This window comes from Tardiphaga sp. 42S5, assembly GCF_034044155.1.
Taxonomy (GTDB): domain Bacteria; phylum Pseudomonadota; class Alphaproteobacteria; order Rhizobiales; family Xanthobacteraceae; genus Tardiphaga; species Tardiphaga robiniae.
The window spans coordinates 421,304-439,738 of record NZ_CP139027.1 but is presented as its reverse complement, the minus strand read 5'-3'; the positions used below and the strand labels follow the sequence as shown (position 1 = coordinate 439,738).

At 62.1% G+C, this 18,435-nt stretch carries 15 protein-coding genes; 8 read left to right on the top strand and 7 right to left on the bottom strand.

Translation table 11 applies throughout. The annotated features are described in order from the left end of the window. Positions 1-175 precede the first annotated feature (175 nt). From SFY93_RS02030 to SFY93_RS02020, 3 genes are read right to left on the bottom strand one after another with little or no spacing between them, the layout of a single operon-like run. A complete protein-coding gene (locus SFY93_RS02030; protein WP_320445885.1) occupies positions 176-913 on the bottom strand; it encodes a response regulator in 738 nt (245 codons plus the stop codon). Next, positions 910-2,664 carry an ATP-binding response regulator gene (locus SFY93_RS02025; protein ID WP_320445884.1) on the bottom strand — a complete coding sequence of 585 codons (1,755 nt, stop codon included), beginning with the start codon at positions 2,662-2,664 and terminating at the stop codon, positions 910-912. The genes SFY93_RS02030 and SFY93_RS02025 overlap by 4 nt, the downstream gene beginning before the upstream one ends. Then, positions 2,634-4,661, bottom strand: coding sequence for a sensor histidine kinase (locus SFY93_RS02020; RefSeq protein WP_231081267.1), 2,028 nt, complete (start codon positions 4,659-4,661; stop codon positions 2,634-2,636). Before SFY93_RS02020 ends, SFY93_RS02025 begins: the two co-directional genes overlap by 31 nt. Before the next feature lie 418 nt (positions 4,662-5,079). Here SFY93_RS02020 and ugpB point away from each other — a divergent pair, with 418 nt between their 5' ends. Beyond that, entirely contained in the window at positions 5,080-6,402 is a 1,323-nt protein-coding gene (gene ugpB / locus SFY93_RS02015) for a sn-glycerol-3-phosphate ABC transporter substrate-binding protein UgpB (RefSeq protein ID WP_320445883.1), read from the top strand. A gap of 40 nt (positions 6,403-6,442) precedes the next feature. Here ugpB and SFY93_RS02010 read toward each other — a convergent pair whose 3' ends face one another. The 4 genes from SFY93_RS02010 to SFY93_RS01995 all read right to left on the bottom strand — a co-directional run bounded on the left by SFY93_RS02010 (position 6,443) and on the right by SFY93_RS01995 (position 10,717). Then, entirely contained in the window at positions 6,443-7,294 is an 852-nt protein-coding gene (locus tag SFY93_RS02010) for an energy transducer TonB family protein (protein ID WP_320445882.1), read from the bottom strand. Then, complete coding sequence (exbD, locus tag SFY93_RS02005) at positions 7,291-7,728, bottom strand: TonB system transport protein ExbD (RefSeq protein WP_089263503.1); 438 nt, start codon at positions 7,726-7,728, stop codon at positions 7,291-7,293. The genes SFY93_RS02010 and exbD overlap by 4 nt, the downstream gene beginning before the upstream one ends. A 3-nt stretch (positions 7,729-7,731) precedes the next feature. Then, positions 7,732-8,517 carry a tonB-system energizer ExbB gene (gene exbB / locus SFY93_RS02000; RefSeq protein ID WP_320445881.1) on the bottom strand — a complete coding sequence of 262 codons (786 nt, stop codon included), beginning with the start codon at positions 8,515-8,517 and terminating at the stop codon, positions 7,732-7,734. A gap of 130 nt (positions 8,518-8,647) precedes the next feature. Continuing rightward, positions 8,648-10,717: a TonB-dependent receptor gene (locus tag SFY93_RS01995; protein ID WP_320445880.1), complete on the bottom strand. Its 2,070-nt coding sequence runs from the start codon at positions 10,715-10,717 to the stop codon at positions 8,648-8,650. A gap of 319 nt (positions 10,718-11,036) precedes the next feature. Here SFY93_RS01995 and SFY93_RS01990 point away from each other — a divergent pair, with 319 nt between their 5' ends. Genes SFY93_RS01990 through hpxZ form a run of 7 tightly spaced genes read left to right on the top strand, consistent with a single transcriptional unit; the run spans position 11,037 to position 18,428 of the window. Continuing rightward, positions 11,037-12,656 (top strand): ABC transporter substrate-binding protein, encoded by a 1,620-nt coding sequence (locus SFY93_RS01990; protein ID WP_320445879.1) that lies wholly within the window; start codon positions 11,037-11,039, stop codon positions 12,654-12,656. Between the two features lie 6 nt (positions 12,657-12,662). Continuing rightward, positions 12,663-13,676, top strand: coding sequence for an ABC transporter permease (locus SFY93_RS01985; RefSeq protein WP_309942071.1), 1,014 nt, complete (start codon positions 12,663-12,665; stop codon positions 13,674-13,676). Between the two features lie 10 nt (positions 13,677-13,686). Next, positions 13,687-14,607: an ABC transporter permease gene (locus tag SFY93_RS01980; protein WP_320445878.1), complete on the top strand. Its 921-nt coding sequence runs from the start codon at positions 13,687-13,689 to the stop codon at positions 14,605-14,607. Positions 14,608-14,617: 10 nt separating this feature from the next. Then, complete coding sequence (locus tag SFY93_RS01975) at positions 14,618-16,420, top strand: dipeptide ABC transporter ATP-binding protein (protein ID WP_320445877.1); 1,803 nt, start codon at positions 14,618-14,620, stop codon at positions 16,418-16,420. Positions 16,421-16,443: 23 nt separating this feature from the next. Further along, positions 16,444-16,623, top strand: a complete 180-nt coding sequence (locus tag SFY93_RS01970) for a DUF4089 domain-containing protein (RefSeq protein WP_320445876.1) — start codon at positions 16,444-16,446, stop codon at positions 16,621-16,623. Further along, a complete protein-coding gene (locus SFY93_RS01965) occupies positions 16,613-18,028 on the top strand; it encodes an AtzE family amidohydrolase (RefSeq protein WP_320445875.1) in 1,416 nt (471 codons plus the stop codon). Before SFY93_RS01970 ends, SFY93_RS01965 begins: the two co-directional genes overlap by 11 nt. Position 18,029: 1 nt before the next feature. Beyond that, positions 18,030-18,428 carry an oxalurate catabolism protein HpxZ gene (hpxZ, locus tag SFY93_RS01960; RefSeq protein WP_089263511.1) on the top strand — a complete coding sequence of 133 codons (399 nt, stop codon included), beginning with the start codon at positions 18,030-18,032 and terminating at the stop codon, positions 18,426-18,428. Positions 18,429-18,435: the final 7 nt, after the last annotated feature.

The window sequence follows — 18,435 nt, the reverse complement described above, 5'->3', positions numbered from 1 at the left end:
CCGCGTTGCGGCTTCGTTGGGAGGATTGTTAAGGAGCCCCGGTTTCAGGGCGTCTGCTTCAAAAGCGGAAAATGGTTTCATGGAACCGGAGAATTGTTTCGTCGCAGGGTTATCGACGAAACATTCAGGGGTGAAATGCGTGTAAATTGAATGAGATAGATTCCAAAAGAGGTGCTCAGGCCTTGTCGCCCGCGGGGGAGAACAAATAGCCCCCGCCGCGAATTGTACGGATCACGGAGGGTTTCGTCGGATCAGGCTCGATTTTGCGGCGGATTCGCATGATACGCAGGTCAACCGCCCGGTCGAAAGCCTCTGCGTCGCGGGCATTGGCCAGTTCGAGCAGGCGTTCGCGAGAGAGTACGCGCTTCGGATTTGCGGCGAATACCTTGAGGAGGCCGAATTCAGAGGCCGTCAGCGGATGTTCATTGCCTTCATCATCACGCAAGGCCTGCGCTTCCAGATCGAGCCATTTCGTGCCGAAGCGCACGAGATGGTCCCTGTTCTCCTTGGCAGGCGTTGCATCTGCTGCTGCGCCTTTCACCGGCGTGCTTCGGCGCAAGACCGAGCGGATGCGCGCCATCAATTCGCGGAGTTCGCAGGGCTTGGCGATGTAATCGTCGGCGCCGAGTTCGAGGCCGACGACACGGTCGATCGGGCTCGCGGTGGCGGTGAGCATGATCACCGGCACATTGATGCGGCTCTTGAGGTCACGGATGATCGAGAGCCCGTCTTCCTCCGGCATGTTGAGGTCGAGCACCACGAGATCCGGCACCTTGGTCTCGATCTCGCTGCGCAGGCTCTTGCCGCCGTCGCACAGGGTCACGGCAAAGCCGTGCATCTTGAGATAGTCGCCCACCATCTCGCGGGCGGGCGCTTCATCGTCGACGACGACGATATGCGGGCTCTGGCTCATGACAGGCCCTCACTGGTGGCTGGCAGCAGGATGGTGAAGGTGGCGCCCTGGCCGGGGCCGGGGCTATGTGCGTTCACTTCGCCGCCATGCATGTCGATGATGCGTTTGACGATCGACAGGCCGAGGCCGGTCGAGCTTTCGCCGCCGGTCGGCTTGGCTGACAGCCTCTGGAAACGGCCAAACAGGCGGTCGAGATCCTCCGGCGACAGGCCAGGACCTTCGTCGCTGATGCTGATGCGGACATAATCGGCGTCGCCCATAATCAGTAGCGCGATCTTGCCGCCGATCGGGCTGTATTTGATGGCGTTGCTGACGAGGTTGTCGATGGCTTCGCGCATCCGGTCGGCGTCGCACATGGTGAGATCGTGGTGAGCCGGCGCGGAGACGGAGAGATCCTGCTGCTTGTTCACCGCAGACGGCCGGTTCGCTTCCGCGACGTCCCGGACCAGCGTCGCCAGATCGACAGGCTCGCGGCGGATGGTGATATCGAAGGCGTCCGCCATGGCGTCGGAGATCAGGTGATCGACCATCGAGGTCAGTCGCTTGGTGGCGTCACGAATGTGATCGACCTGCGCGGAGATGTTTTCCTTCGGCGATCCCGCGGATATCAGCTCGGTCAGCATCTCGGTGCGGCCGAGGATCACGCCGAGTGGATTCTTCAGGTCATGGGCGACGGTGCCCAGAATCTCGTTCTTGAAGCCGTTGGCGCGCTGCAGCCGCAGCCACTGTGCAGAGAGCCGGCGGTTGGCCTGCATGAGGGCGCGGGTGCGTTGCGCCACGCGGTCTTCCAACTGCGTATTGGCCTCGTGCAGTTGCTGGTAGAGGATCACGTTGTCGAAGGCGATCGACAGCCGGCTGCCGAAGATCTCCACCAGCGAACGATCGGTCTCCGACAATTGCCGCTCTGCCTGCAGCAGCACGACAACCTCACGGCCGCTGCCGGTGCGGATATAGAGCGCCGTCCGATGGTCCGCGAAATCATGCTTGCGGCGCTTGAAGGCCTCCTCGACCATCTGGCGCAGGTCCGGATCGAGCGACTGCGAGGTCGCGGTACCCATGAAGCGGCTGTAGCAGCCTGATCCGGCGAGGACGGCATAGTCGTCGCCGACAACGCCGCCGTCGCGCAGCACCAGAATGCCGGCGCAATCCACATTCAGCAGCGAGGCGATCTGGGTCAGCACGCCTTCGGCAAGCCGCTGCATGGATTTGAAATCATAGAGCGTCGAGGCCGCGTCGATGATGATTTCGAGGCCGCGCCGGGTCTGCACCATGCGTTCGAGCTGCTGATAGCTGCGCAGTGCCGCGGTCAGCGAGGTGAACAGCTTGTCGGCGGTCAGTTCGGTCTTCGCCTTGTAATCGTTGATGTCGTAATCGACGATGACGCGGCGCTCCGGCGCCTGGCCGGGTTGGCCGGTGCGCAGGATGATGCGGACGGTTTCGTTGTGCAGTTCGTTGCGGATGAACTCGACCAGTTCGAGGCCGGCCGCGTCCGTCTCCATGATGACGTCGAGCAGCACGGCCGCGATATCCGTATGCTCGCGCATCAGGGCCTGGCCTTCCGCGGCGGAATAGGCCGACAGGATCTCCAGTGACTGGCCGTTCAGGGTGTAATCGCTCAGCGCGAAGCGTGTGCCCTCATGCACGGCCTGGTCATCGTCGATGACCGCGATCTTCCATTTTCGGTTATTGGATTCTTCCGGGACATCACCGGAGTCTTCAATCAGGTAGAGGACATCGTCCTGGTCGGCCATTGCGTAGTCCCGTCAAATGATCCGGCGGCGCCAGTGGCGGCCCGCGGCATGATAATGCGAAATGTCGTGCCTTGTCCCAGTCTTGACTCCAGCATCATCCGGCCACCCAGCTGTTGGGTCACCAGATTGTACACGATGTGGAGGCCAAGGCCGGTGCCGCCTTCGTTGCGGCGCGTGGTGAAAAACGGGTCGAAAGCCTGTCGCTGGACGTCCGGGCTCATGCCGGCGCCGTTGTCGGAGAAGCTGATCTCGATGTCGTCGGTGCCGCGCGGCTTGGCGGTGATAGCGATGGCGCCCGGTTTGCCGTCCGGAAATGCGTGATTGGCCGCATTCAGGAACAGATTGGTCAGGATCTGGCCGTAGGACCCGGGATAGCCATCGATCATCAGCCCGTCCGGCACGTCGACCGTCAGTGTGATCGGAGCCTTCTTCAGGACGGGGCGCAGACTGGCGATGATCTGATCGGTGGCCTCGGAGAGGCTGAATTGCCGCCGTTCGGCGTGGGACCGATCGACGGCGACCTGTTTGAAGGACTGAATAAGCTCGCCGGCGCGATGCAGGTTGGCGACCAGTTGCTGCGCCGCATCGCGTGACGTCTTGACGAATTCTTCCAGTTGCGAGCGCCGCAGCGGGGCATTGGAGCGCAGTTCGGCCTCGAACATTTCCGAGCGTCGCGCGAAGCTTGATGCCACGGTCAGGCTGATGCCGATCGGATTATTGACCTCGTGGGCCACGCCGGCGACCAGACCGCCAAGTGCGGCCAGCCGTTCGGCGTCGATCAAATTCTGCTGTGCGGCATTTAGTTCGAGCAAGGCGCTCTCGGCCTTCTCCTTCGACGCGCGCAGCTCGTTCTCGGCTTCGCGCTTGGCGACGGCGTTCTCACGGAACACTTCGACCGCGCGGGCCATGGCGCCAACCTCGTCCTTGGCGGCGGTGCCCTGAACCTTGCGATCATAGTCGCCGGAGGTGATTGCGCGCATCGAGGCCATGATCTGCTGCAGCGGCAGGCGGATGCTCAGCGCGATGATGATGCCTGCGGTGATGATCAGCCCAAGAAAGGCCGCGGCGATGACCATGACATTGCGGGAGATCGCCGTCAGTGTGCGGTCGAAAGTGGCCTGCGCGGACTGCTCGCGCTGCCGCATCTTGACGGACAGGCCATCGATCGCAGCAATCGTGTCGGCCTGGCTGGCATCGATTGAATTGCGCAGCAGGTCCGTGCGGCTGGAGAGTTGTTCGGACAGTTTTGCGAGCCCCTGGCGGAGTGCAACTGAGCGGCCCTTGAGCCGCTGCAGCGCAATACGCTGCAGATCATTGTCGGCGAGGTCGGTCATGACCGGGATAGTACGCTCGATCGTCTCTGTGTTGCGGCGTGCATCCTCGGCCGAGGCGGATGCCAGCGACAGATAATAGGCATTGGCGGCGACCAGCATCGCGGTGAATGCCTCACGCGACTTGCCGAGTGCCGGCCAGATCAGCGCGTCGCGCTGGCCGGTGGCGCCCTCGATGATGGAGTACAGTCCCGCCATGTCCTTGGCAGGCCCAAGCACCTGTTCTTCGTAGGTCTTGGCAATGGTGGTTTGAAGCGTCCGCAATTCACCGAAGCCGCTAAGGAAGCGCTCGGTGACGCGTTCTAGCTCGGCGACCGAGCCAGACAGCATGGGGTCGGTCGAGGCACGGGTATTCAGTGTCCCAAGCACAGCCTCGCGCAATAGCAGGATTTCGGCGAACAGTTCGGGGCTGGGCTGATTGATATAGCGATGGATCAGGTTCTGCAGCCGGCCGGTCTCGCTCTCGAGCAGGGCCAGAACCTGATCGGACTGCCGGACTTGGCGCACGTCGTCCCAGGCGGAGGACAACACCCGCGAGCCACTCCAGATCAAGCCCGCCAGGACGAGGACGACCGCCGAGTTCAGGGCTGCGATGGACAAAATGCGCCAGCGGATCGGAATCGCACGGACAGCCGCGACGAGGCCGGTCCGGCCTCGCGCCGCCAGCTCGTCCTGTCCTTCAGAAACTCCGTTGTGCGGGCTCGTCACCACAGGTGTGTCATTCGGCCTTGCGAAAGGTTCAATCGGTGAGACAGCCGTGCGTCACAACCCGGCAACTCGATCTTTATAGTCTGAAAGAGTTTCGTTGAGGTTGCGAGACAGTTCAATGTAGCAAATACAGGCGGTGCTGGCTATTAACCTGCAACAACTGGTTGAATTGGCGCAGTCCCGATTGAACCGAACGCCGTGAAGTCGCAACAGAGTGCTGCGGCAGATCGTGTCCGGTGAACGCCATCGTGCGGGGCAATTTCGATCAAAACTATAATGGAATCATTATTTTATTGGGCGGCGGAAGCTTTGGCCCCCCAACAAGAATGATAGCACAGCAGGCCGGCAGCCGACGGCGTCGTAAGGGCAGAATGAAATGAAGTTGAAGGCGGCGCTCGGATATCTCGCGCTCGTGGTGACGGTCAGCCAGACGGCGACGCCCGCACGCGCCACGGACATTCAGTGGTGGCATGCGATGTCCGGAGAACTCGGCCGGCACGTTGAAAAGCTGGCCGCGGATTTCAACGCCACACAGACGGGCTATCGCATCGTTCCGGTCTACAAGGGCAACTATACCGAAACCGTCACGGCGGCGATCTTTGCCTTCCGGTCCCGGAGCCAGCCGGCCATCGTCCAGGTCAACGAAATCGCGACGGCCACCATGATGGCCGCCAAAGGCGCAACCTATCCCGTCTACGAACTGATGCGCGACCAAGCGGAGGCGTTCAATCCGTCAGCCTATCTGCCAGCCATTACGGGCTACTACACTGACATGGCCGGCAACATGCTGTCCTTCCCGTTCAATGCGTCGACGCCGATCCTTTACTACAACAAGGATCTGTTCCGTGCCGCCGGGCTCAATCCGGACGAGCCGCCACGGACTTGGCCCGAACTCGGCGCAGCTGCCAAGCGATTGCGGACGGCAGGTGCGGTTTGCGGCTTCACCACGGCCTGGCCGTCATGGATCAATGTCGAGAACTTCTCGGCATTCCACAACATTCCGGTGGCGACCAAGTCCAATGGCCTTGGCGGGTTGGATGCGGTGCTCACCTTCAACAATCCGCTGATGGTGAGGCATATTACGCAACTCGCCGAATGGCAGAAGACCAAGGTCTTCGACTACAGCGGCCGTGCGATAGCAGCTGAGCCACGCTTTCAGAAGAGCGAATGCGGGATTTTTCTGGGCTCGTCAGGCACCCGCGCCGACATTCTCGCCAATGCGAAATTCGAGGTCGGCTATGGCCTGATGCCCTACTGGCCGGATGTCACGGCAGCGCCGCAGAATTCGATCATTGGGGGCGCCACGCTCTGGGTACTGCGCGATCGGCCGCGCGAAGAATATAAGGGCGTCGCGAAGTTCTTTGCGTTTCTTTCGCAGCCCGAAGTGCAGGCGACCTGGCATCAGAAGACGGGTTATCTGCCGATCACGCGCGCCGCCTATGAGCTCACGCGCCAGCAGGGCTTCTACGACCGCAACCCCGGCACCGTGAAATCCATCGAGCAGATCACGCTCAAAGCGCCGACGGAAAATTCGAAGGGATTGCGCCTCGGCTCGTTCACGCTGATCCGTGACGCCATCGAGGATGAGCTGGAGCAGGCCTTCAGCGGCAAGAAGCCTGCGCAGGAGGCCCTCGACGCTGCAGCAGAGCGCGGCAACAAATTGCTGCGCCAGTTCGAGCGCGCCAATCCGGTGCAGTGATATCTGCCCGGTCGCGGCGCATCATGATCTTCGTTAGTCGCTAGCGAAGATCATATCTCAATGGAACATTGAACGCCTCCGTACCACCGGTCTTCTCCGGCGGAAATGCCGGGAATGGCTGCGCGCGACGAACCATAGCGAGCGTTTCGGCATCGAGCGCCGAATTTCCCGACGATCCCAGGAGCCGGGAAGACAGCACGCGACCGCTGCGATCGAGTGTAAAGGCGATCCTGACGACTGCTGTGCCTGACTGACCGGTGCGTGCACTCTGGGGAAATTGCTTGAAGCGCTGCAAGTGTGATTGAACGAGCTGATTGTAAGACGCTGACGCTGCCCTCGAGGCACCGGCGGCGGCCGCCGATGCCGCAGGTGCGATGCGTTCTGCGCGCGGTGCTGCAGTGGTCTGCGGCGCTGCCGGCGTATTGTTCGGCTTCTTCTTGACCTCGGCGCGTATCGGCTTCGGCTTGGGCTTTTCCGGCACCGGCTTTGGCGGATCGGGAATGATCTTGGCGGGCTCGGGCGGGGGAGGCGTCGGCTCGGTCTTTTGCTCGGGCGGCGCTTCGACGACCGGCTTCTCCATCAGCGGCGTCGGCGGGATCTGTTCTTCGACCTGCTTCTGCTGAACCGGTTCGGGCGGCGGCTCGGACGGCGCTTCCGCTTGCTGCATCTCGGGGCCGGGCGCGATATCCAGCGGCTGCGTTTCGGGCGCAGCGGTGGCCGGCGCCATATCGATCATGATGGTCGGCATCGTAACGCCCGGCGGGTTCGGCTGATGGTACCACCAGATTCCTGCGGCGATCAGGCCGGCATGGATCGCGACGATAGCAATCGCCGACCCGGTCCAGCGAAGACCGACGCTGTCGGTCGGCGCATGTAGCGCAAAGACGTTCATGGCGCAGAGGTTCGTCCGTCGAGGCCGACCAGCGCGATCTTGAGATAGCCTGCATTGCGCAGCAGGTTCATCACTTCCATCAGATCGCCATAGCTCACGACCTTGTCCGCGCGCAGGAAGATGCGCTCGTCCTTGTTGTTCTTGGTCGCAGCATCCAGCGTGCCGCTCAGCGTATCGCGCGGGATGATGTCTTCGCCCACGGCGATCGTCAGGTCCGGCTTGACGGTGACGAAGACCGGCTTGTCGGGACGCGGCTGCGGTTCTACGGCGCTTGCCGGCAGATCGACACCGAGATCGACCGTTGCAAGCGGCGCCGCCACCATGAAGATGATCAGCAGAACCAGCATCACGTCGATGAAAGGCGTCACATTGATTTCGTGGTTGACCTCGAGGTCGTCACCGCCGCCTGAGCGTCCACCTAATCTTGCAGCCATGATCTATTCCGCCGCCCGCGAGATCGGCATTCCGCGACGGCCGTGATCGCGGCTCATCAGCAGCATGACCTGTGCGGAGGCATCGCCGAGCAGCGCTCGGTAGGTCGTGATGTTACGAACGAGCTGGTTATAGATCACCACGGCCGGAATGGCTGCGACAAGACCGAGTGCTGTCGCGAGCAAGGCTTCGGCGATGCCCGGCGCGACGACGGCGAGGTTGGTGGTCTTGGTTTCCGAAATACCGATGAAGGCGTTCATGATGCCCCAGACGGTTCCGAACAGGCCGACAAAGGGCGCAGTCGCACCGATCGTTGCGACCACGCCGATGCCACGGGAGATCCGGCGCGACATTGCCTGTTCGACGCGCTCAAGCCGGAGCGCAATGCGCTCCTTGAAGCCGTCGTCGAACAGTCCATGGGAGAGGGCCGTCTCGCGCACGGCCGAATGAATGAGCTGGGCCACGGGATCGCGGGCGTTGGCACTATCGCGCTCGACCTGAGCCAGCGTCGTGTCGCTTTCCAGTATGTCGAGCCGCCGTTTGGCGGAGCGCGTTTCGCGGTTGAGTTCGATGGTCTTTGCGAGCCAGACTGTCCAGGTCACCAGCGAGGCGATGGCAAGACCGATCATCACGGCCTTCACCACGATGTCGGCGTTCATGAACATGCCCCATGGGGACAAATTATGCGGCAGCAACGCTTCCGTGGTCGCAGCTACGGCAAACTGCGGAACCGCCGCCGTTCCGCTAACCGCCACCAATACAGTCGTGATGGGAGACCAGGATCTTGTCATAGGGGCTGCATTCCGTCGGTCGAAGTTTGCAATGGGAGATGATGGCGAAGAATACCTTCGCATGTGAACGATGTCGCCCTCTGGAGGCCGAGTTGAGGCCCAAACTGGAGCGATTCCAAGGTCATTGGGCTCAAAATCTCATACTCGTGAAGAGCCGCACGCCGCGTCCGGGCTGCAACACCTCCGCCTTCTTGAAGGAGATGTGGTTGCGGACCTGTTCATCGAGCAGATTGTCTCCGGTGACGCCGAAGGTGATGTCGCGCAGGCCGCCGTCGACCTTCGCGAATGTGTGGGTATAGCTTACCTCGGCCTTCAGCAGATTGTAGCCGGCCGTCGACGTTTCATTGAGTGCAATATCGTTCTGTGTGAACGCGTGGAGCACGCCCAGGCGTGCATACCATTCGGCGCTGCGCCACCAGACGCCGCCGCCCACGCGCATCGGTGCGATGCGCGGAACATTGCTGCCATCGGCGAAGGTTGCGCGAACCACGTCGAATTGGGTGTCGATTCCGAGCATGCCGTCGCTGAGCGGAGTCACGTCGAGTTGTGCCATCAGCTCGGCGCCGCGGAAATTCGCATCGCGTTGGCCATAGGCCACTTGCAGCAGTGGGCCGGTCGCGCCGCAGCTTGCGAAAGTATCGGTGCAGAAGTTGCCGGTCACCTGCTTGAAGATGAAATCAAGATAGCGCGTGTAGTAGAGGCTGGCCTCGAAACGAAGCTGGCCGCTGCTGCGCTTGAGGCCGACTTCGATCGATTCTGCGGTTTCGATTTTCAGATCCGGATTGCCGATGACGAAGGTGCCCGATGCGCCATCAGAGCCGCGCGAATAAAGTTCCGGCGCAGCAGGCGCGCGCTGTGCACGCTGTACGCTCAGATTGGCGACCATGTCCCAGGGCAGTGATTTCAGCAGTCCGAAGCTAAAGCTCTTCGGGGTGAAATCGCGCGTCGCTGCGGTCTCGGAGAATGTGTCGGGCGGTGGCAGGAAATTGCTGGGGAAGATCGGCGCCATGCCGGATACTGACAGGCTCTCGATGCGGCCGGCGGCCTGGAATTTGAGTGTGTCCGAGAGCTGCAATTGCTCGAACACGAAGCCCGCGACTGTGTCCGTATTGGTGGGAGCGAGCAGCCCGCCGAGCAGGCCCGCGGTGCCGAGCTTGCGGTTGCTGGCCTGTACGCCCCAGCTTCCGGTCAATGCGCCGAGCGGTGTTGCGACCGCGGCGTGGTCCAGTTCGAAGCGGCCTTCGATTTCCTTGTTGGTGATGGTGTTCTGCAGGCCGTCGACGCCATTGCCGCCGATGCCGAGCTCGCCATGCTTGTAGTCGCTGACACCGAACGTATAGCGGATCGCGGCGATGCCGTCGGTGGGCGCGCGCCATTCGCCCTTGCTGGTCACCTTGGTCTGTTCGAGATCGATGCGAGTCCGCGACGCGGATTCGGCGATGCCGGGGATATGATACAGGCTGGTGATGTGCTGGATCGCGGTGCCGATATAGCCGCCATCGAAGATGTAGGAGCCGCCGACCGACTGGCCTTCCGAGCGTAGCCTCGTATTGGCCTGCACGCCGCCGCCGGGAATTCTGTAATCGCCGGCGCTGCGGCCGAAGGCGTCGACGTGAATGGCGACATTGTTGCCTGACGCATCGATGCTGGCCGCGCCGTCGATGCTGCTATCCACCGAGGAGCCGCCGCCCTTGATGCGTGCGCTGAAATTGTCCGGCACCAGATTCTCCGGAATGCGGTTGTTGCTGGCATTGACGACGCCGCCGATGGCCTGATTGCCATAGCGTAGCGTTGCGGGACCGCGGATGACCTCGATCTTGTCGGCGGAGAGCGGATCGACCGGGACCTGATGATCCTGGCTGAAATCCGACGCGTCCTGGCTGCCGATGCCGTTCTCCTGAATGCGGACGCGATAGTCGTCGAGGCCGCGGATATTCGGTCTGCTCGCGCCCGGCGCAAAAGTCGATGCGGCAATGCCCGGCTGGGTGGCCAGCAAGTCGGCGATGGAGGCGGAGGTCGTGCGCTGCAGGGCGTCACCCGTGAGCAGGGTGGTGGACTGGAAGCCGTCTGCTTCCTTCTGCCGCTCGGCACTGACCACGATTTCCGACAGCGTTTGCCCCTCCTGGGCCTTTGCTTCTCCAATCCAGATTGATGAGAGGCACGCTGCTCCCGTGATCGACGCCCACAACCTCAAACTCACGCCATTCCCCAAGGTTACTGATCTGATGCGAATGCTAATGCGAACTATTCGCAATAAGAAGCGGGAGCCGATATATGTCAAGCCAGAAACAGGCGACCAATGACCGAGCATGGCTGCACAGCAGTCTAAATTATGTGCATATAAATATCTTTGTATGCAATGTAGTAGGGTCTCTGGCTACGTCGGCCGCCGGGCTCGTTGCGGAAATGCAAGATTTATCAGTCCCCTAGACGGTCATTAGGGGTTCGTTAAGCTCTGGCACGAAGTTTGCGATGTCTGTTCCCAAGCCGATCCACTCGCGCCCTTGGGGAGAGCCAGAATGAAGCGTCGTGATTTTCTGAAAACCGCCACAGGCGCCGCCGCTGGCGCCATGGTCTCCGGTCCGGCGATCTTCTCGCCCGCCAAGGCAGATGCCCGATCTGAAACCTTGCTGATCGTCTCCGAAAGCGGCCCCAACAATCTCGACATTCACGGCGTCGGCACCAATGTGCCCGGCTATGAAGTGTCCTGGAATTGCTACGACCGCCTGATCGGCCACGAGATGAAGGCCGGCCCCGGCGGCGTGCCCTATTACGACCGCGACAAGTTCAAGCCCGAACTCGCGGAGGACATGACCATCAGCGACATGTCGGCGACCTTCAAGCTGCGCAAGAACGCGAAGTTTCACGACGGCACGCCGGTGACGGCGAAGGACGTCAAGTGGTCGCTGGATCGTTCGGTCAGCGTCGGCGGTTTTCCGACCTTCCAGATGAGCGCCGGATCGCTGAAGAAGCCCGAGCAGTTCGTCATTGTCGACGATCACACCGTGCGCGTCGATTTCGCCACCAAGGATCGCCTGACGATTCCGGATCTCGCGGTGATCGTGCCCTGCGTGATCAATTCCGAACTGGTGAAGAAGAACGCCACCGAGAAGGATCCGTGGGGGCTCGAATACACCAAGATGCAGACTGCCGGTGGCGGAGCCTACAAGGTGACCAAGTGGACCGCGGGCACCGAAGTTGTGCTCGAACGCAATGACGACTGGGTCTCCGGCCCGATGCCGAAGATCAAGCGCGTGATCTGGCGCATGGTGCCGCAGGCCGGCAACCGGCGTGCGCTGCTCGAGCGCGGCGATGCCGATATGTCCTATGAACTGCCGTACAAGGATTTCCAGGAGATCAAGGCCAACGGCAAGCTCGACGTGGTGTCGCTGCCGTTCAGCAACGGCATCCAGTATATCGGCATGAATGTCACCAAGCCGCCCTTCGACAATCCGAAGGTGCGTCAGGCCGTGGCCTATGCGCTGCCCTATCAGAAGATCGTCGATGCCGTGTTGTTCGGTCTCGCCAATCCGATGTACGGCGCGTCAGCCGACAAGCCGACCGAAGTCGCGTGGCCGCAGCCGCATAAATACAATACCGACATGGCCAAGGCGAAGGCGCTGCTGGCCGAGGCCGGCTATCCCAACGGCTTCGAGACCACGATCTCATTCGATCTCGGCTTCGCCGTCGTCAACGAGCCGCTGTGTGTGCTGGTGCAGGAGAGCCTCGGCCAGATCGGCATCAAGACGACCATCAACAAGATCCCCGGCGCCAACTGGCGCACCGAGCTGAATAAGAAAGAGATGCCGCTCTACACCAACGTGTTCTCCGGCTGGCTCGATTACCCCGAATACTTCTTCTATTGGTGCTATCACGGCGACAATTCGGTGTTTAACACCATGAGCTACAAATCGTCCGAGATGGACAAGCTCATCAACGGCGCGCGCACCGCAGCTGCAACCGGCGATAAGGCCGCCTATGATGCCGATGTGAAGGGCTTCGTCGATCTCGCTTTCACTGATGTGCCGCGGATCCCGCTGTATCAGCCCTATGTCAACGTGGCGATGCAGAAGAACATCTCGGGCTATCAGTACTGGTTCCACCGTCGGCTCGACTATCGCGCGCTCGTGAAGGCGTGATGTGTCATGCTCAGCCTGATCGGCAAACGACTGATGTTCGCGATCCCCTCCCTGATCGGGGTCGTGATCGTCACATTCCTGCTGACGCGCGCGCTGCCAGGCGATCCCGCGGCCTATTTCGCGGGACCATCGGCGGACAAGCAGGCGATCGAGGAAATCCGCAAGAAGCTCGGTCTCGACAAGCCGCTGATCGAGCAGTTCTTCCGCTATACGGCGGATCTGGCCAAGGGCGATTTCGGCAACTCGCTGACGACCGGGCAACCGGTGGCGACCGAAATTCGCAATCGCCTGCCGGCCTCGGCGGAGCTGACGCTGCTGGGTCTGTTGGTCTCGGTCATGATCGCCATCCCGCTCGGCATTCTCGCGGCCACGCGGCCGGGCTCGTGGATCGATCACCTCTGCCGGGTAACGACGACGGCCGGCGTGTCATTGCCGGTGTTCTTCACCGGCCTGGTACTGGTCTATGTCTTCTATTTCAGGCTGGGCTGGTCCCCGGCGCCGCTCGGGCGTCTCGACGTGTTCGCGTCGACGCCGCCCAACGTGACCGGCTTCTATCTGATCGACAGTCTCATCGCCCGTGACTGGGAAGCCTTCAGGTCCGCCTTCAACCAATTGATCCTGCCGACGGCGACGCTGGCGATCTTTTCGCTGGCGCCGATCGCGCGCATGACGCGCGCGTCGATGCTCGCGATCCTGTCATCGGACTTCGTGCGCACGGCCCGCGCCAGCGGACTGTCGCCGCGCGCCGTGATCGTCACTTACGCCTTCCGCAACGCCATGCTGCCGGTCATCACCACACTGTCGATGACATTCTCGTTTCTGCTCGGCGCCAATGTGCTGGTCGAGAAAGTCTTCGCCTGGCCGGGCATCGGCTCCTACGCGGTCGAAGCTCTGATCTCGTCGGATTTCGCACCGGTGCAGGGCTTCGTTCTGACCATGGCCGTCATGTATGTGCTGATCAATCTGATCATCGACATTCTTTACGGCGTGATCGATCCGCGCGTGCGGCTGGAAGGGTGAGGTGTAAACCATGAACGCTGTCACGCCTGTCGATTCCGAAGCCGTTCCCGCGCCGAAACCTGAGCCCGCAAAGCGTACGTCCGGCTTTGCCGCGACGCTGTCGCACACCCGCTACATCCTGGGCGAGAACCGCGTCACGGCCTTTGCTTTCGGCCTGCTGGTGCTGATCGTGTTTGCAGCGCTGTTCGGTCCATATATCGTGCCTTACGATCCGCTCGCCAGCGACACGGCGCAGGCGCTGAAGGCGCCGTCGGCGGCGCACTGGTTCGGTACTGATCAGCTCGGGCGCGATATTTTCAGCCGCGTCATCGTCGCGACCCGACTCGATTTCTTTATCGCCATCGCCTCGGTGGCGCTCGTCTTCGCCATGGGCGGCCTCGCCGGCATTGCCTCGGGCTATTTCGGCGGCTGGACCGATCGCATCGTCGGCCGTATCGCCGATACGATCATGGCGTTTCCGCTGTTCGTGCTGGCCATGGGTATCGTCGCAGCACTCGGTAACACCGTGCAGAACATCATCATTGCCACGGCTATTGTAAACTTCCCGCTCTATGCGCGCGTCGCGCGCGCCGAGGCGAACGTCCGCCGCGAAGCGGGCTTCGTGCAGGCGGCGCGGCTGTCGGGCAATAGCGAGATGCGCATCCTGCTGGTGCATATCCTGCCCAACATCATGCCGATCATGATCGTCCAGATGTCGCTGACCATGGGTTACGCGATCCTCAATGCCGCTGGCCTCTCCTTCATCGGTCTTGGTGTCCGCCCGCCGACCGCGGAATGGGGCATCATGGTCGCCGAAGGCGCATCCTTCATGGTGTCGGGCGAATGGTGGATCGCACTGTTTCCCGGTCTGGCGCTGATGATCGCGGTGTTCTGCTTCAACCTGCTGGGCGACGGTCTGCGCGACATCGTTGATCCGCAGCGACGCACGTGAGGGCCCGGACATGACCGCTCAACCGCTTCTCGATGTCAGCGATCTCACTGTCGAATTCGCCACACGACGCGGCATCGTCAAGGCCGTGCAGCACGTCAATATCTCCGTCGCCAAGGGCGAAACTCTGGGCATCGTCGGCGAGTCCGGCTCGGGCAAGTCGGTGACGTCCTATGCGGTGATGCGCATTCTCGACCGGGCCGGCAAGATCGCCGAAGGCTCGGTGATGTTCTCCGGCGTCGACATCAAGGGCGCAACCGAGAACCAGATGCGCGACCTGCGCGGCCGCGAAATCTCGATGATCTTTCAGAATCCGCGGGCGGCGCTCAACCCAATCCGCAAGGTCGGCGATCAGATCGAGGACGTGCTGCGCCAGCATGCGCTGGCCGGCAGCGCAGACCGTGCGGAGAAAGCCATCGAGGCGCTGGAGCAGGTCAAGATCGCACGTCCGCGCGAGCGCTATCATGCCTATCCGTTCGAACTCTCGGGCGGCATGTGCCAGCGCGTGGTGATCGCACTGGCGCTGGCCTGCAATCCGCAGCTCCTGATCGCCGACGAGCCGACCACAGGCCTCGATGTTACGACGCAGAAAGCCGTGATGGATCTGGTCGTCGAGCTCACCAAGAGCCGCGGCATGTCGACGATCCTGATCACCCATGATCTCGGCCTGGCCGCTGCCTATTGCGACCGTGTCGTGGTGATGGAAAAGGGCAGGGTGGTCGAGACGGCGCTGTCGGCCGATATCTTCGCCAATCCGAAACACGCCTATACGAAGAAGCTGATGCAGGCGACGCCCCGGCTCGGTGTCTCGCTGCGCGATCTGCTGCCGGCCGAAGAACGCGCGGCAATGCCGGTGCAGGCTCTTCTTACCTCTCCCCGCCTGCGGGGAGAGGTCGACGCGCGCAGCGAGTTGGGGGAGGGGGAGCCGGCGAGTGAATCTCTGACTCCCCCTCTCCCCGCGAGCGGGGAGAGGGGGCAGAGGCCCATTCTCACCGTCGAAAATCTGGTCAAGGAATATGCCCGCCAGGGCGCGACGGCCTCACTCGCCAAACTGTTCTCGCGCAAGCCGCCGACCGAGCCGGACAAGTTCCGTGCCGTCGATGGCATCAGCTTTACGGTCGACCAGGGCGAGAGCGTCGGCCTTGTCGGCGAATCCGGCTGCGGCAAGTCCACGACGTCGATGATGGTGATGCGGCTGATCGACAAGACCTCGGGCCGCATCTCGTTCGATGGCGACGAGATCGGCGAGATGGCGCCGAATGCCTTTGCGCGGCTGCCGCTGCGCAAGAGCATCCAGATGGTGTTTCAGGATCCCACCGACAGTCTCAACCCGCGCTTCACGGCGGCACGGGCCATTGCCGATCCGATCATGCAGCTTGGCGACATCAAGGGCGGCGATGCATTACGTGCAAAATGCGAGGACCTCGCGCGACAGGTGGGGCTGCCGCTCGAATTGCTCGATCGCTTTCCGCACCAGATGTCCGGCGGCCAGAAGGCGCGTGTCGGCATTGCGCGGGCCATCGCGCTGCAGCCGAAGCTGATCATCCTCGATGAACCGACTGCGGCGCTCGACGTCTCTGTGCAGGCGGTGGTGTTAAACCTGTTGCAGGATCTGAAACAGTCTATGGGGATGAGCTATTTGTTCGTATCGCACGATTTGAATGTGGTGCGTTTGCTGTGCGATCGTGTCATCGTGATGCGCACGGGGCGGATCGTCGAGCAGGGCCTGACAGAGACTGTGCTGGATGCGCCGCAAGATGCTTATACGAAGGAACTGCTGTCGGCGATTCCGCATCCGCCGCTGCCGGTTCATTGAGATGAACGATCGAGAGAGGGACCGTGGCCGAACCGCTTGATGACTATATCGACGCCATCGCCAAGGCGCTGGAATTGCCAATCGAAGACGCGTGGAAGCCGTCCGTCCGTGCCAATCTCGCGGTGACGCTGAAGATGGCTAAAATGGTCGACGAATTTTCGCTGCCCGATGAAATCGAACCGGCGAGCATCTATGCAGCTTGATCCCGTTATCACCCCCGAAGGCGATTGGCGTCCGGCCTCCGACATCGCGCAGGCGGTTGCCGCAAAGAAAATCTCGGCGCTCGCTGTCACTGAAGCAGCGCTGGCGCGCATCGCCCAGCACAATCCGGTCCTGAACGCATTCACGGATGTCACTGCCGACCGCGCACGCGCGACGGCGAAGGCGCTGGATGCCGCGATTGCCGCCGGTCAAGGCGTCGGCCCGCTGGCAGGCGTGCCGTTTGCGGTGAAGAACCTGTTCGATGTCACCGGCCTGCCGACCCGCGCCGGTTCCAAGATCAATCGCGATCGTTCGACCTCGACCCGCGATGCGACACTGGTCGAACGCATGGAAGCGGCCGGCGCCGTATTGGTCGGCGCGCTCAACATGGGCGAATACGCCTATGATTTTACGGGCGAGAATATTCATGACGGGCCGTCGCGGAATCCGCATGACGTGACCCGGATGACCGGCGGCTCATCGGGCGGTTCCGGCGGCGCCGTCGGCGGCAGTCTCGTGCCGCTTGCCTTGGGGTCGGACACCAACGGATCGATCCGCGTGCCGTCGTCGTTTTGCGGTATCTTCGGCCTGAAGCCGACTTATGGCCGGCTGTCGCGGGCGCGCTCGTTTCCGTTTGTCGCGAGCTTCGATCATCTCGGCCCGTTCGCACGATCGGTCGAGGACCTCGCGCTGGCCTACGACGCCATGCAGGGACCCGATGCCGAGGATGCCGCGTGTTCAACCCGCGCCATCGAGTCGGTGACGGCGCTGCTCGGACAGGATATCGGCTCTCTCCGCATCGCTGCGGCCGGCGGATACTTCCGCAAGAACCTGTTTCCGGAGGCCCAGGAGGCCGTTGCGCGTGTCACCAAGGCGCTCGGCGTCACACGCGACATCGAGCTGCCCGAGGTCGCCCGCGCGCGTTCGGCGGCCTATGTCATCTCGACCGTCGAAGGTGCCTCACTGCATCTGGATCGCTTGCGCACGCGTCCCAATGATTTCGATCCGGCAGTGCGTGACCGCTTGCTGGCCGGCGCCATGGTGCCGGCGCCGCTGATCGATCGGGCGCAGAAATTCCGTCGCTGGTACCGCGCGAAGGTGCTCGAACTGTTCAAGGACGTCGATGTGATCATCGCGCCGGCGACGCCTTGCATCGCGCCCAAATTGGGGCAGGCGACTTTCGTGCTCGACGGCGTCGAACTGCCCGTGCGCGCCAATATCGGCATCCATACCCAGCCGATTTCGTTCATCGGTCTGCCCGTGGTCGCCGTCCCCGTGCCGCTCGATCCGATTCCGATCGGTGTGCAGATCATTGCGGCGCCGTGGCGGGAAGACATCGCGCTGCGCGTCGCTTATGCTTTGGAGCGGGCCGGCGTCGTTGCCGCGCCCCGCGCAAAAGGGTTCTAACATGGACATTGATCTGCCGGACGTCATCGCCGAAGTGGGCGCCGCCTTCGCACGTTATGAGAAGGCACTGACGACCAACGACACGGCGGTGCTCGGCGAGTTGTTTCGCAACGATCCGCGGACGCTGCGTTACGGCATGGGCGAAAACCTCTACGGTTATGACGAGATCCAGGCCTTTCGCGGTGCACGCTCGCCGGTCGGATTGATGCGCCGCACTGCGCGCACGGTGATTTCCGCCTATGGCCGCGACACTGCGGTCGCCTCGACGCTATTTTATCGCGACACGGCTCCGGGTAAGGTCGGTCGACAGATGCAGACGTGGATCCGCTTTCCGGAAGGCTGGCGAATCGTGGCGGCGTCTGTCAGCCTGATCGACGAACCGCAGGGCGCCAAGGGATGAGTTTCGA

Coding starts and splice junctions, on each gene's coding strand:
- SFY93_RS01990 (WP_320445879.1), top strand. CDS start 11,037: ATGAAGCGTCGTGATTTTCTGAAAACCGCCACAGGCGCCGCCGCTGGC.
- hpxZ (WP_089263511.1), top strand. CDS start 18,030: ATGGACATTGATCTGCCGGACGTCATCGCCGAAGTGGGCGCCGCCTTC.
- ugpB (WP_320445883.1), top strand. CDS start 5,080: ATGAAGTTGAAGGCGGCGCTCGGATATCTCGCGCTCGTGGTGACGGTC.
- SFY93_RS02025 (WP_320445884.1), bottom strand. CDS start 2,664: ATGGCCGACCAGGACGATGTCCTCTACCTGATTGAAGACTCCGGTGAT.
- SFY93_RS02030 (WP_320445885.1), bottom strand. CDS start 913: ATGAGCCAGAGCCCGCATATCGTCGTCGTCGACGATGAAGCGCCCGCC.
- SFY93_RS02010 (WP_320445882.1), bottom strand. CDS start 7,294: ATGAACGTCTTTGCGCTACATGCGCCGACCGACAGCGTCGGTCTTCGC.
- SFY93_RS01985 (WP_309942071.1), top strand. CDS start 12,663: ATGCTCAGCCTGATCGGCAAACGACTGATGTTCGCGATCCCCTCCCTG.
- exbD (WP_089263503.1), bottom strand. CDS start 7,728: ATGGCTGCAAGATTAGGTGGACGCTCAGGCGGCGGTGACGACCTCGAG.
- SFY93_RS01980 (WP_320445878.1), top strand. CDS start 13,687: ATGAACGCTGTCACGCCTGTCGATTCCGAAGCCGTTCCCGCGCCGAAA.
- exbB (WP_320445881.1), bottom strand. CDS start 8,517: ATGACAAGATCCTGGTCTCCCATCACGACTGTATTGGTGGCGGTTAGC.
- SFY93_RS01975 (WP_320445877.1), top strand. CDS start 14,618: ATGACCGCTCAACCGCTTCTCGATGTCAGCGATCTCACTGTCGAATTC.
- SFY93_RS01965 (WP_320445875.1), top strand. CDS start 16,613: ATGCAGCTTGATCCCGTTATCACCCCCGAAGGCGATTGGCGTCCGGCC.